This window comes from Paraburkholderia sp. EG286B (assembly GCF_040965655.1).
GTDB lineage: Bacteria > Pseudomonadota > Gammaproteobacteria > Burkholderiales > Burkholderiaceae > Paraburkholderia.
In genome coordinates this window covers 15,732-26,377 of sequence record NZ_JBFRCF010000034.1, presented here as the reverse complement: position 1 = coordinate 26,377, position 10,646 = coordinate 15,732, and the positions used below count along the sequence as shown (strand labels likewise).

Annotated in this window: 15 protein-coding genes; 6 read left to right on the top strand and 9 right to left on the bottom strand. The window is 58.5% G+C overall.

Going from position 1 to position 10,646, the window contains the following annotated elements; all coding sequences use genetic code 11:
• From AB4Y42_RS39110 to AB4Y42_RS39085, 6 genes are all read right to left on the bottom strand, one after another.
• Entirely contained in the window at nt 1-345 is a 345-nt protein-coding gene (locus AB4Y42_RS39110; protein WP_368697245.1) for a hypothetical protein, read from the bottom strand.
• A 12-nt stretch (nt 346-357) separates the two neighbouring features.
• Nucleotides 358-1,029 (bottom strand): lytic transglycosylase domain-containing protein, encoded by a 672-nt coding sequence (locus AB4Y42_RS39105; protein ID WP_368697244.1) that lies wholly within the window; start codon nt 1,027-1,029, stop codon nt 358-360.
• A gap of 37 nt (nt 1,030-1,066) precedes the next feature.
• Nucleotides 1,067-1,360, bottom strand: a complete 294-nt coding sequence (locus AB4Y42_RS39100) for a hypothetical protein (RefSeq protein WP_368697243.1) — start codon at nt 1,358-1,360, stop codon at nt 1,067-1,069.
• Nucleotides 1,361-1,363: 3 nt separating this feature from the next.
• Entirely contained in the window at nt 1,364-1,576 is a 213-nt protein-coding gene (locus AB4Y42_RS39095; protein ID WP_368697242.1) for a hypothetical protein, read from the bottom strand.
• 67 nt (nt 1,577-1,643) lie between these two features.
• A complete protein-coding gene (locus tag AB4Y42_RS39090; RefSeq protein WP_368697241.1) occupies nt 1,644-1,877 on the bottom strand; it encodes a hypothetical protein in 234 nt (77 codons plus the stop codon).
• Nucleotides 1,878-2,043: 166 nt separating this feature from the next.
• Nucleotides 2,044-2,175 (bottom strand): hypothetical protein, encoded by a 132-nt coding sequence (locus AB4Y42_RS39085; protein WP_368697240.1) that lies wholly within the window; start codon nt 2,173-2,175, stop codon nt 2,044-2,046.
• Between the two features lie 194 nt (nt 2,176-2,369).
• Here AB4Y42_RS39085 and AB4Y42_RS39080 point away from each other — a divergent pair, with 194 nt between their 5' ends.
• Both AB4Y42_RS39080 and AB4Y42_RS39075 read left to right on the top strand, forming a co-directional pair.
• Nucleotides 2,370-2,621, top strand: coding sequence for a hypothetical protein (locus AB4Y42_RS39080; protein ID WP_368697239.1), 252 nt, complete (start codon nt 2,370-2,372; stop codon nt 2,619-2,621).
• 362 nt (nt 2,622-2,983) lie between these two features.
• The gene (locus tag AB4Y42_RS39075; RefSeq protein WP_368697238.1) at nt 2,984-3,859 is read left to right on the top strand and encodes a helix-turn-helix domain-containing protein; all 876 of its coding nucleotides are present in this window, start codon (nt 2,984-2,986) and stop codon (nt 3,857-3,859) included.
• Here the strand turns inward: AB4Y42_RS39075 and AB4Y42_RS39070 are convergent.
• Genes AB4Y42_RS39070 through AB4Y42_RS39060 form a run of 3 tightly spaced genes read right to left on the bottom strand, consistent with a single transcriptional unit; the run spans nt 3,845 to nt 7,244 of the window.
• The gene (locus AB4Y42_RS39070; RefSeq protein WP_368697237.1) at nt 3,845-4,894 is read right to left on the bottom strand and encodes a glycosyltransferase family 9 protein; all 1,050 of its coding nucleotides are present in this window, start codon (nt 4,892-4,894) and stop codon (nt 3,845-3,847) included. The two genes, AB4Y42_RS39075 and AB4Y42_RS39070, sit on opposite strands and share 15 nt — an antisense overlap.
• Before the next feature lie 11 nt (nt 4,895-4,905).
• Nucleotides 4,906-6,738, bottom strand: coding sequence for a hybrid sensor histidine kinase/response regulator (locus tag AB4Y42_RS39065; RefSeq protein ID WP_368697236.1), 1,833 nt, complete (start codon nt 6,736-6,738; stop codon nt 4,906-4,908).
• Nucleotides 6,735-7,244, bottom strand: a complete 510-nt coding sequence (locus AB4Y42_RS39060) for a molybdopterin-dependent oxidoreductase (RefSeq protein ID WP_368697235.1) — start codon at nt 7,242-7,244, stop codon at nt 6,735-6,737. Before AB4Y42_RS39060 ends, AB4Y42_RS39065 begins: the two co-directional genes overlap by 4 nt.
• Before the next feature lie 199 nt (nt 7,245-7,443).
• Between AB4Y42_RS39060 and AB4Y42_RS39055 the strand changes: the two genes are divergently transcribed.
• The 4 genes from AB4Y42_RS39055 (at nt 7,444) to AB4Y42_RS39040 (ending at nt 10,041) form a co-directional block, all read left to right on the top strand.
• On the top strand, nt 7,444-7,743 hold the full coding sequence (locus tag AB4Y42_RS39055; protein WP_028215738.1) for a hypothetical protein: 300 nt from the start codon (nt 7,444-7,446) through the stop codon (nt 7,741-7,743).
• Nucleotides 7,744-8,598: 855 nt separating this feature from the next.
• On the top strand, nt 8,599-8,958 hold the full coding sequence (locus AB4Y42_RS39050; RefSeq protein WP_368697234.1) for a hypothetical protein: 360 nt from the start codon (nt 8,599-8,601) through the stop codon (nt 8,956-8,958).
• A gap of 100 nt (nt 8,959-9,058) precedes the next feature.
• Complete coding sequence (locus AB4Y42_RS39045; RefSeq protein ID WP_368697233.1) at nt 9,059-9,268, top strand: hypothetical protein; 210 nt, start codon at nt 9,059-9,061, stop codon at nt 9,266-9,268.
• Nucleotides 9,262-10,041: a hypothetical protein gene (locus tag AB4Y42_RS39040; RefSeq protein WP_368697232.1), complete on the top strand. Its 780-nt coding sequence runs from the start codon at nt 9,262-9,264 to the stop codon at nt 10,039-10,041. Before AB4Y42_RS39045 ends, AB4Y42_RS39040 begins: the two co-directional genes overlap by 7 nt.
• Nucleotides 10,042-10,646: the final 605 nt, after the last annotated feature.

Below are 10,646 nucleotides of genomic sequence, written 5' to 3'. Positions count from 1 at the left end.
TCAGGCAAAGAGTCCGAATGCCCAGCCAGCCAGCACGAGTGCCGAGCCCACGCCGGCCACCTTCGCGATGCCGCCGCCGAAGTCATGGATCCAGTCGGCCTTGTTGGACCAGCACTGGACCCCAACCCACAGCAGATACGAACCAGCCATCACGCCACAGAATCCGTAAAACCATAGCGTGAAGGTGTTGGCCGCCGACGTGCCCGCTGCCAGGCCACCGCCCGCCCGGGCTCCACGGGCGGCCATCGACATGACCACGGCGCCGATGCGCCCGGCATTCCTGCCACGCAAACGCGCCAAAGCCGCGGCACGGCCGGTCAAGGGTTCGAGAAGAATCTTCTTCATCTGCCTGCTCCGTCAAAAATCGCCCAGGGCGTCCCAGGCTGGATGGTGATTGACCTGTTGGGCGTGCTCAGCCCCGGTGTCGGTGCTCACTGAGTCATCGGCCCGCCGCACACGGGCCGGGTGCACTGCTGCGCGCGATGCTGCGTGCACAACGGGTGCCTTGCCCTCCGGTACGACGGCGATCGGCGGCACGACAGCAGCGCTGGCTTCGCTATCGGGCACGTTCGCAGCCACGCGCTGGACATAACTCGTGCCACCCACATCCGGTTTGAAGCCGCGCGTGAAATTGCCGCTGTAGTAACAGCTAAGCGCCGCACGCACGGCATCCTGCGGCACACGTCCGCCGGCGGCCGCGCGGGTGTAGCAGTCGGCGAGGATGGCGCCGCCCGCGCGCAGGTTCGCGCACGGATCGAACGCGGTTTCAGGGGTAAGGCCATAGACACGCAGGTTCGCGCGATTGACCTGGGTCAGGCCCATGCTGTAGTTCCAGCCAGCCGCCTCAAGCACGCGCACGGTCGCCACCGCCTCGCTGCGGTTGCGCGGTTGGCGCACCAGGTGGCCGCCGACCACGCCGATGGCGAAGGGATTGAAGCCGGATTCGGCCTTAACGAGCGCCTGCAGGGTCGTCGGATAGATGGCCGGGGCGCATTGCTGCGCGAGCATCGCGAAGTCGACTGGCATCATGACCGCTCCGTTGCGGGCCCAAACGCGAGGTGGGCTTTCATGTGGCGCCTCGGTCGCGCCTGAGCCGATGTGCGACGCCTTCAGCGACGGCAACCGCGACCGCAGGCAGTTGGGGCGTCACCCGCTTTGCAGCCGTACCACCCATGCCCAGGTCGAGAGCGGCCGGAACAATGGCCGATAGCGACAGCCCCCGCATCCGCTGGACGACCCAGCGTATGTAGTGTTCGAGAAGCCAGCCCGGACCACCGCAGCCCCAATCGGCGAGCACGCCCAGCTGCAACAGGCCAATTGCGGGCCGGCTTGCAAGACGAAATCCAAAGAGGTTTTGCATGGCTCACGCCCCCCGCTTCTCGCGCGGCCAACCGCGCCTGTAGACCACGCAGCCGATCGCGGCCCAACCCAAACCCACGATCGCCACCGCAAACAGCTCGCGCGGCGATGAATGCCGCTCAACCAACCAGTACGCGAAGCCAAGGAACGACGTCACCGCCACGAACAACAGCAGTGCGCACACGCCCTTTCGAATCCACCCAAAAACCCTGCCCATTTGCGTGTCCTCCGATGTGCTCAGGTCCCACTGGCACGCCATCGGCCCGTGGTGCCTATGCCTGCTATCACTCCTGCGCTTCTTCACACGCGCGAACAAAGCCGCGACATGGCAACTCGTGCTTTGGCTGGTCGAAGAAATTGGGTATAGAAAGCGATTCCGAAGTGTGAAACGCATACGGGTGCGCCGCGCGCAGCATCTCGATTTGCGTATCTACTGCGTCCGCGCCCTCAAATGAAGCCTTCAGGAGTGCTTGTCGCTCGACACTGTTGAATGGTCCTGCTCTGATCAAAGCCTTCATTTTGCGAGTTCCAGATAGGCGGAGTTTTCTCCATTGCTACCGCGGAAGCTGACCGAAAGTACCAACCCTCAATACAGCACGCATAACTTAGTTATGCTTATTGGTTAGATGACACCTCATGCAAAAGCGTTTGTTCGTCCAGCCCGTTAGCTCTCTTCTTCAAGCGTCACAAACACCATCCTTGGGACCCTAGCAAGACCGCGGCGTTGTATGCGTGCCCTCGCTTGCCCTTCAGGCGCCCCTGCGACACATCATTGACAATGTGGCAAGGGATTGCATGCCTTGCAGCCCAGCTCACAACGGAAAGACCACACCTGTCGAACCCCGCGCGTACCTTCCAATGTTTTCAGTAGCATGCGTCGCCCGGCTATCAACGTTTGGTTTGCTGCTGGCCGAAGAGCGACATCGACTCAAATTCACTCAGGGAAACATCGCTGAGTGGACAGGCATCAACCGCAAGACTCAATCTGCCTACGAAATGCTGACTACCTGATGACCCTGATCGAGCACGGCGTTGACGTCGCCTATCTCCTGACCGGGAAACGAGCCCCGCACTACGGAACTGTCGATGAGCAATTGCTACAAAAGGTGTTTGCTATCATCGAAACCAGCACCTCCGCCGCGGGGCTCTCCGTGGATGTTGAGACCAAGGCCAAGCTGTTCGCCCTGGTCTATCAGTCCGCCTCAGAAACTGGACAAGTAGATCCGCTGATCGTGCGAAAGGCGATCGACCTCATTTCCTGACCGTCCCAGCCGGCTGTGTGACTCATCACTGCCGTCCAGGTCGACATTGCATTCACAGGTGCCTGTAAGGCTCGCGCAGGCCCTTCCCTGCCACCTCGGCACATCGAGGAGCTCGGACTGCTCGCGAACGAACTCCTTCATCTGGATTCTCCACGTCGCAGATATCGGAACCAAACGTCTGACATTACCTGACACTTCACTGTATAGATCAAATTGATCTCATCACGTCATGTTTCATTTTGTTACATTTACATTTGCACTGCACGTCATGATTTCTTCGCACTTAACATTATCTGGCACGCAATCATTGCGTAATGCGTCATGTTTTAACTAAGGTTAGGGCCCAAAGGAAAGAGACAGAAATGCCAGAAATCGACCTCGAACCCACCTACCTCGCTATCGCGGAACGCGTTCGCGCCCTGATGGAGCGGCATGGCGTCGCGCCGCGCAGACAGGCAAGCGAGCTCAGCCGGATACTCAGCCTCAGCTTTTCGGCGGCAAGCCGGAAACTGAAAGGGCAATATCCGTGGGACCTGAAGCAACTCGCAGCGATCGCGACGCACTTCGGGGAAGCACCCAGCGTTTTGATAGGAAGCATTGAACCGTTTTCCGGAGCGATCTCCGGAAAAGGAATGCTGATGGTAGCTCCGCGCCCCCTGCCGTGCTCAGTGACAGTTGGCGATGAGCGAACCACGGAGGAATCGCCACCGGCCGAATCAGCGAATCTCGTCGCAATCCCTTCAGGCGACGTATGGTGCATCTACCCGGCAGAGATTGCTCCCCCTGGGCCGGTGTTCAACGTATTGCAAGTCGAAATACGTCCTGGATCGCGCTATCCAGATGGGCCTCTGATCGCCGTGCTGGACGATGATCTGAAATCAAACGTCGCGCAGACTATCTGCGACTCTCTGAATGAGCATGGCTTCAATGCAATTCCCTTCTCTGATCTTGCCAGCTTTCGTAACGGAATCAGGAGCAACGCTTTCAAGGCTTTTGTTATAGATTGGCTAATCAGCGGCGAAACGTCGGAGTCGACCATCGACGACCTTCGCAAGAGCACTCCGCCGAAGACCCCGATCTTCTTGCTGTCCGGTGCATTAGAGAGTGGCGGCGCAAGTGAAGGCGATATTGCGCGCGTCCTGGACAAGTTTGGCTGTGAATGGATCGAGAAACCCGTTCGGACGCAAATCCTGGTTCACAAGATAAGAAAACGGTTGGAGCCGTCAACAGACGTGTAGAGCGTTCGATGCCCAGTCGCTCTCCTTTAACAGGTTGAATGCGCGCTCCACGACAAACAGGTCACTAACGCGACTGCTAGCCTGAATACCGGCGACCTCGTCTACGCGAAGGTCAATAGCCGTACATTGCCGATAATCCCGGACTCGCATCTCAGATGGAATCGAAGTGAAGAAGGCAACCGTTGGCACATTGAATCCGGCCGCGATATGAACCGCGGCCGTATCTGAAGTGGCGAGGAACCGTGCGTTCTTCACCCACGTGATGAAGTCGGCCGTGTTTTTTGAGTAGCGCGTAATATCGGTGTAGTGCTCGTGATCAACCCGACCAAAACCGAGTACCGGCACGTGAAACTTCTCCCAGAGCTTATTCACAGCTTCTGCATGAAAAGCCTTGGGAATACTGCGGACAGGAGTACTCGCAGTTGGGCAAAATAGCGAGTATTCCTTTGACTTCCACTCCCCTTGCAACTCAGGCAAAGCAATGCTGGCCAGCCAGTCATTCGATTTATCCTGGGAGACGACATCTCCGGGTTCCATACCCAGCGCCCAAAGAAAGAAATCGATCATTGGCATAGTGGAGAAGTTCGGCCAAAAGAGGTGATTTCCGACATCGATTCGCAGGTCAGCGTCTGGAAGCGAATCTGCGTGAACAGGAAGATCCACCAACGCGCCGAAGATTGGCGCAGCCAATTGGTACAACTGCTTCACATACTCAGGCGCCCTATTCGGCCGATAGATCGTGAGTCGTATTTCAGGATTCCTCTTTTTTATCGCGGATAGCGCCGTAAGCCCAATAATGGAATCTCCAAGCGTCACACCCATGCCATTGATGATGTGTGCATGCGCGATGCCCTGGTAGTCAATCTCAAACGCCTCGTGATTGGCATTTTTGACAGACCCCACAGTCGATAGTGAGTGGTAGCCATCTGCGGGAGCATCAGATACTTCAAGATCGTACGAGGCCAATATCTGGCTCTCTCTCGAAAGCAGCGAGCCTGCGTTGGTGAGAGCCGCGCTCGGGTCCAGAAAGCTCATGGTAAATTCGATCAGCCGTGCCGGACATCCCGGCGAGTTGGATTGGAAAAGATTCGCAAAAGAGTGTCCTTCAGCGCTGCACTTCGAACTGGCTTCAACAGGTGCTGGGTAAACACGTCTGCCGCGTCCCCATCAAGAAGATCACTGGGCAGCGCACTCACTCCAATGATCGGGACATCCCTGTTGGGCCCCGGCGCCGTCCTTACCTTGCGCGCAACGGCAATTCCGTCTTCCCCGGGCATCTGGATGTCCAGCAGCACAGCGTCGTAGACCGCTTCCTGAAAAGCACTCAAAGCCTCTTGCGCGTTCTCGGCAACCTCGACAACAGCACCCAAAGAACACAACACGTCAGCGAATGATTCCCTCGCCGACTCGTGATCGTCCACGACAAGAATTCTCCTGCCTTCAATCAGCGCAGTAACCTGGAGCGCTGTTTCGTCGGACGCTATTGCGGCAGCAACGACTTTGACCGGTAGCGAAACGGTGAACTTTGTACCTTCCGTACGTTGCGTATCTAGATTGATCGTCCCACCCAGCAAGCTAACCAATCCCTTCACGATGGCGAGGCCAATGCCTGCACCGTCGTGCTTCCTCGTGCCGGATTCGTCCAGCTGCGTGAACGGTTCGAAGAGCCGGTCGATAGAACCTGCCGGTATTCCAGGTCCTGTATCCTCCACGCTGATGTCCAGAACAGCCCCGATTTTCGCCGGCTTTACTTCGGCCGCCACAAAGATCTTTCCTGTATCAGTGTATCGGATGGCGTTTGACAAGAGGTTCCCGACGATCTGTCTGATTCTATCTGGATCTGATACATACCAACCATCTCCATTCTCTATAGCGAAATCAAGATCCAAACCTTTCCGTGCGGCGGATACGGCAGCCTCGTCGATCATCGACCTGATTATGTTCTCAGGCTGAAATTCCTGCTCCCTCAGTTTTAGGCCGCCTGCGTCAAGTCGGGCGTAGTCGGTAAGGTCCTTCATCTGCGATTCGAGTCTCCCAGAGGCGATTGCCAGCCGCTGGATCAAAATGGCATCGCGCTCTGCAAAACTTCGCTCAAGCAAGGTATCGGTGACACTCACGATGCTCTGTAGCGGGGTTCTCAGTTCGTGCCCGATCATTCCGAGAAATGCATTTTTCGCACGCGCGGCATCGTTTGCGGCCTGAGTAGCCTTGTTTTCGGCGCGCAGCGCATCGCGTTGCGTTGCGATTGTGCGTTGCTGCTGTCGCAATGTGACAAGCGTAAGAATAAAAAGAACGAGAGTTAGAATTCCGATGAACGCAAAGGCATAGTCAATCTTGATGCGCTTGTCCATGAACTCGCGATACAGGGCCTCACGATGGGCGACCTCGGCATCGCCTGCGCGGCGGGCAAGGCTCTGCACTTCGGGCTTGATTGAGTTGAGCTTTTCAAGCATCTCTGATGCGCCAGTGCCGTGAGCATCCAGATGGTCAGCGTAGCTGCTCGCGGAATTGAGAGCGGTGCCAATGCGTTTGATGGAATCCGAATAGCCAGGTATGGCATATAGCGGCCGGGTGGCTTCGGAGTGGTCGGAGATACGGTCGAATGTAAACAATAGCATCTGGTAGCCTTCTGTTACACCGTCCACGTCGAAGGGTTTGTGGGTCTGCTTCTGTGCGATCAGCGCCATCGTTTCAGAAAGCGAGATCTGAAACTGCCCCACCCCCCAAAAGTAGTTCTCCTGCGGCCCAGCAATGGCCGCGACAGCCTTGGGAGACAGTAGAACGTTGTGGATGTAGTAGAAGGCCGTCGCGGACGCGAAAAGGATAATTGCGGTCAGGACACCGGCCGAGATTGTGGTGGTCTTGATTTTCTGCGTCATTTGACATCGATGCGGCGTACCTGCCAGATGAACCGGGAGTCGTAGACGGGGCTACTCAGCTCTGACGGATATTTGTCGCGTGGGTACATCAGAAAGAGTGGTCCAAAATTGCGAATCGTCATTCGGACACCATCCATCTCGTAAGAAAGAACAGGGTCGTATTTTTTCACATCAGACACAGGGACAGCGTAGCTGTAGTTGTCGAGCGCGTAAATCATGAGCATCGAGCCTTTCGCTCCGACCTTCGCGAGAATGTCACCAAGCGAGGGGCCCTGAAACGTACGCGTGGGTGTCCATGTCGTTGACGTGGTAATGGAGTGAACAGGCATCGCAAGTAGATCGGCCTCGCTCAAGTGATAGGTCCTAGCGGCGGCGTCCGTAAAACTGGTGATGTTACCCGTGACGTCCAGCGACATCGTGCCCGCTTGTGCGTGTGCCTGATTGATACACAACACGACTAACGCGCAAGCTACCGCTCCAGTAAATCTCATATCGTCCTCATCCATGGTTTGCGTGGAGAGTGCCCGGTTACCGGGCGGGCCCATATCTACATGACCGACCGTATCGATAACAACGCTGTATTATTGTCCGTATCCAGGTCACCGGGGAACCCGATCCGAGCGTCTTTCACGCTACCGCCATGAACTGCGGCGAAGACCACGTTGCCCGTGTGTCCCACCAAATCACTCACTGAAGCGAAGATATATGACGGACCGTACTACATCCACAGAGGATCGCTTGAGGGCCTTCGTCGACGACCTTAGAGCATGTCAGCACGATATTGACTTCACTCGCGCGGTGGAATCCAGTGTTCCTACAGATGCCCTGTTGAAGAGGGTCAATGACATTTCCGATCGGGCGCACGAGATCTGGCTCGAAGAGATCAATACACGCATGCCGGCTTCCAGCAACCGGGACGAGGCGCTGGAACCAATCATGCTCTTGAAAGGCGAAATCCAAAACCTGGTAGTCGCATGCCGCCGCGCCTTGGGCAAGGAGCTTTGATCGATCGGTATTCGATTGAATTTTGAGCGACCTGCGCAACTGGAATTGCTCGACATCTCATTGGTCGACTCAAAGGCACCGCAACCTGTGCTGCAGGGCACCCCTGGCAACCTGACGAACTCGCTGTCAAGCCAAACAGGTTTGCATAGCGGGATGGCGCCTTCAGCAGTAGTACCATCCTTTTCGAGCAAATCCCCGTACTCATTGGTTCGGGGACTACCTCCCGGACCAGCAGCGTGCCACGCCGCCGATTGATTCGCATTCGAATCGGACAGCTTACGGTCGAGATGCGGTGGACTTTTGTGAATCACTGGCTGGCCTCCACTGCCGTGCACGGATAGGCGCGCGCGCAGGTAGCGGGCTGCCCGCATTGTCGCAAGGTTGGTGCAGGATCGGGGAGCAGGACCCTGAAGGCAGAATCGGCAGGATCGGGGGCAGCGTCGGCGGTGGTGTGATGGCCGCAGCCACTCGCCTGTCCCGTCTGGGGTTGCCGGCGACAGGCAGCCAGCGATTGCGCGCCACACACAACGGGACGCAGGGGACGCTACAAATTACGTGTTTTTTGCTACAACGCGCATGCGGATTGGGCACAAAAGCGATGTGCTGCATCAGGTAGGGGCGAAATGGCGACCGGGAGATACGCCGGTGCCCCGGTATTCGTGAAACATTCCACGGGCATCGCCATGAATGGCTTACCAGACGCCGCTTTGCGCCAACAAGGCATGTGCCCCCGAATGTTTCACGTGGACGGCAAATTCGGCCACACTACCCGATAATGTTCCCAGTTTTCATTCTCCCCATTGCGGATTCATCTGATAGTGTTTAAGGGTAAACCCGTGATCGACGGGAGCTAACATGGCCGAGGTCTCCCGCGTATTTCAGGGGTTGCAGATCGAGGGCGAGCGCATCGCGGTCAGCGTGCAGCCAGTCGACGAGTGGTCCGGTGACGGAGGCCCGACACTCGTGCTCGGCGTCGATGCCCGCTCCTCGGAATGGGCCGACTGGGCCAACATGACGGCGGACCAAGTGTACAAGTTCACGCGCGATGAGATCGCGCTAGCTCGCACGACGCCGGCACCGGCGAGCTGCGGGCACTCCACGCCACCTATCCTGATCTGCCGGGTTTCCGCAGCGGCTTCGCCGTCGAGATCGAGCCCGGCATGCACGCACAACTCGGGGCGGCACTGCCGCGCGTCGAGCGCGTCACGCATCTGAACGCCGCCCTGGGTCAGACAGTCGAAACCGTTCTCGCCCGCTCCCAGACGGCATACGACTGGACACGCTGCATCCCCACGAGATCCGCGCGCTCGTGTGCGTGGCCGCGAACGTCGTGCACATCGGCAAGGCGCCGGCCGACGCGATGCGGTATGCCGTCCTCACCTCCGATCACCGCTGGGCGTTTTGCGACGACGGCGACGATCCGGCCTATGCGGAACTGGGCTCCGCGCTGCGCCACTTTCAATGTCCTGTCCCTGCCTGCCGACGCTGGCAGGGACAGGACCAGCTTGCATCAATGAAGTGCTGATCCCGCCGCCAAACTCGGCATTGCCGGCGGCGCCGGCCGCGTCGAACCGGCGCGAGAGTCCGATTCCCCCGGCCGACCTGACAGACGAAGAGGTCGTGTCTCGCTGGCTGCAGGCAAAAGCCACCGGCCGCGGCCGCCTCTCCCTCACTACGCTTGCCCAGTATCGCACGGAGGCTGAGCACCTGTTCTGGTACGTGAGGTGCATGGGCCGGGAGCTCTCCAGCTGGACGATCGACGAGTTTTCCGCCTATGTGGCCTTTTTCAGCAAGCCGGAACCCTCGGCCGTGCGCGTGCGGGGCGTGCGCCGCGGCTCGCCTGAATGGCGGCCGTTACTCGGGCCACTGTCGGACGCTTCGGCGGGTCAAAGCCAGAAAATCGTGACCGCCCCGCTCGGCTGCGTGCGCGATGCAGGCCATGTCGCCGAAAACCCAGCCAGCGGGCTGCCGACAATCGGACGGGTTCGAGCCGAAAAGCAGGCCAGGTTCCTTGCTCCGGTCGACACCGCGCTGATCCGGGAAGCGATCGCTGCTCGCGAGGCGTCGTCCACTGAAGCCAGGCTGAAAAAGACACGTGACAGGTTTGCCCTGGATCTGTTCGAGTACGTGGGACAGCGCACGATCGAAGCGATACGCGGCCAGATGAACGACGTCCAGATTCACCCCCTCCCCGACGACCTGCGCGCCGGGTATCCCGATGCTCCTCCCTTCCAGTGGCTGCTGCGTGTTCAGCGCGGCAAGGGGGCAAGGGCCGCTGGGTGCCGTTCGATGAGATAGCGATCACGTTCCAGACCTATCAAGTCGCTTTTGGGCTTCCGCCCGTCCCCACCCCTGAGGACTCACGGCCGCTGCTGATGTTCGTCCGGCGTGCCCGCCCGGAGGGCGAGATCCTGCAGCAACGCAAGGGGCTCGGGGGCAGTAAGGAAAGCCGCTCGGGTATCTAGAAGCTGGTTCGAAGCCTGTGCGTCGAAGCAAGGGTCTCGCGGCCGCGGTCAGCAACGGTCTTGATCCCCGCGCTGCGCTTGAGAACATGGGGCACGACGATCTGCGGACTTTCAACCAGTACGTCGACGACAAGCCAGCGAAGCGGGCTTTCGCTACTGCCGTCGCGCGGCAGGCCGCTCTCAAAAAGGCTGGCTAGCCGACGCTACCCCGCGCCAGCTACCACACCACCAGTGGCTGTCCATCGCGTAGCTGATTCGCCATAAGAGCATGGCAGCGTGCATCACGGAAATCCGCTATCTCTACTATCAACAAACTGATATCGGCGGTAGGTAGCGCGTCAGCGAGATCACAGAAGTCGTTCTGCAGCGGGAACTCTGATGGCATCGCGCGACTTCCCGATCCGATCGACCGTTTGTCCTGTCCGGTTGCGTCACTCG

Bases quoted from the DNA above. Each gene is read 5' to 3' on its own strand.
- AB4Y42_RS39110 (WP_368697245.1), bottom strand. From the start codon at position 345: ATGAAGAAGATTCTTCTCGAACCCTTGACCGGCCGTGCCGCGGCTTTG.
- AB4Y42_RS39105 (WP_368697244.1), bottom strand. From the start codon at position 1,029: ATGATGCCAGTCGACTTCGCGATGCTCGCGCAGCAATGCGCCCCGGCC.
- AB4Y42_RS39100 (WP_368697243.1), bottom strand. From the start codon at position 1,360: ATGCAAAACCTCTTTGGATTTCGTCTTGCAAGCCGGCCCGCAATTGGC.
- AB4Y42_RS39095 (WP_368697242.1), bottom strand. From the start codon at position 1,576: ATGGGCAGGGTTTTTGGGTGGATTCGAAAGGGCGTGTGCGCACTGCTG.
- AB4Y42_RS39090 (WP_368697241.1), bottom strand. From the start codon at position 1,877: ATGAAGGCTTTGATCAGAGCAGGACCATTCAACAGTGTCGAGCGACAA.
- AB4Y42_RS39080 (WP_368697239.1), top strand. From the start codon at position 2,370: ATGACCCTGATCGAGCACGGCGTTGACGTCGCCTATCTCCTGACCGGG.
- AB4Y42_RS39075 (WP_368697238.1), top strand. From the start codon at position 2,984: ATGCCAGAAATCGACCTCGAACCCACCTACCTCGCTATCGCGGAACGC.
- AB4Y42_RS39070 (WP_368697237.1), bottom strand. From the start codon at position 4,894: ATGAGCTTTCTGGACCCGAGCGCGGCTCTCACCAACGCAGGCTCGCTG.
- AB4Y42_RS39065 (WP_368697236.1), bottom strand. From the start codon at position 6,738: ATGACGCAGAAAATCAAGACCACCACAATCTCGGCCGGTGTCCTGACC.
- AB4Y42_RS39060 (WP_368697235.1), bottom strand. From the start codon at position 7,244: ATGGATGAGGACGATATGAGATTTACTGGAGCGGTAGCTTGCGCGTTA.
- AB4Y42_RS39055 (WP_028215738.1), top strand. From the start codon at position 7,444: ATGACGGACCGTACTACATCCACAGAGGATCGCTTGAGGGCCTTCGTC.
- AB4Y42_RS39050 (WP_368697234.1), top strand. From the start codon at position 8,599: ATGGCCGAGGTCTCCCGCGTATTTCAGGGGTTGCAGATCGAGGGCGAG.